The sequence below is a fragment of the Oleiphilus sp. HI0066 genome (assembly GCF_001635725.1).
The window spans coordinates 1-1,127 of the sequence record NZ_LWFH01001329.1 but is presented as its reverse complement, the minus strand read 5'-3'; the positions used below and the strand labels follow the sequence as shown (position 1 = coordinate 1,127).

2 protein-coding genes are annotated in these 1,127 nt (G+C 43.9%); one reads left to right on the top strand and one right to left on the bottom strand.

The features are described 5' to 3' along the window. On the bottom strand, window positions 1-426 hold a 426-nt coding region (locus A3738_RS19630), incomplete at its 3' end, for a TolC family protein (protein ID WP_197473930.1). Window positions 427-672: 246 nt separating this feature from the next. Between A3738_RS19630 and A3738_RS19625 the strand changes: the two genes are divergently transcribed. Further along, window positions 673-1,127, top strand: a 455-nt coding sequence (locus tag A3738_RS19625) for a hypothetical protein (protein ID WP_156504354.1), incomplete at its 3' end; no start/stop codon positions are given.

The window sequence follows — 1,127 nt, the reverse complement described above, 5'->3', positions numbered from 1 at the left end:
ATTTAAAACATCGGTATAGGCTTTAGCGATCGATAGAGAAGTTTGTTCTGCTTGCCCCAAGGCTTGGTAATAACTTGCTTGCATCGCGAAGTCAGCGCGATCATGTTCGCTCACATTCGCAAAGCCGCGAAATACAGGAATAGTGAGCTGTAACTTTGCTTGGGTTCGCGTTTGATTGGTCTCACCAACGCCTTGTCGATCGATATCTTCTTTCCCAGTGTCAGCGCTTAAATCTAAGCTTGGTAGAAAGTTTCCTTGCGCAGCGCCTAAGTCTTCTCGCGATGCGTAGTAGCTTTGCAGAGCGACCGACATTTCAGGATTACTTTGTAGTGCTTCGAAGGTTGTTTCTTCTAAGGTTTTAGAGTGAGCCAGAGAGGATGAGACAACACTCGATACGAGAATGCAGATCGTCGCTCTAAGTCGCATATTTGGATCACTCCTTGATAATGTCGCGGCCAGATGTTTGGCGGAATTTTTATTTATATTCAGCATAGTAGATGTTTGTTTTTTGCGCTAGAAAGTCGCACTTGAATATAAAAATTCTGTGACAATGTATTTTTTTTATAAGTAGTTGATTTTGTTGGATTTACATTTTTATGTCTAAATCGTATCGTTCCGCCCAATGATTCACATTTTTGGTCTTAGTATTACGAGGCCTCTCTCGGAGAGATTATGACGAAAGGACTTATCCAAATTCTTCCTGCAAGCCTTGCTTCAGTATTGCTTGTTGCGTGCGGTGGAGGCGGAGGAGGCTCTGCGGGCACGATTCAAAAGTGTTCCTCTTATCCTGAGTTGAATAATCCTAACTCGAACTGTCCTGCTTGGCATGATGAGCAAACCTTAGCTGAAACAGGTGCGACGGCACGCAGTATTGATAGCCCGGCTATTTCTATCGATGAAGATGGCAATATCTCCGCTATTTTTAGGCTTGAGATGGATAATGGTGCTCAAGAGGGTTTCAAGGACATCACCTATGAATACGACAATGCGCAATGGAGTGAACCGCCACCAAATTTATTCTTAGATAATGTGCTACCGAGTGTTGCGACTTTTATTGATGAAGGCGTTCGTACTTTTGCGTTCACATCGGGTTCCTCGAGCACTGATACTGTGACGGTGCAACAAGG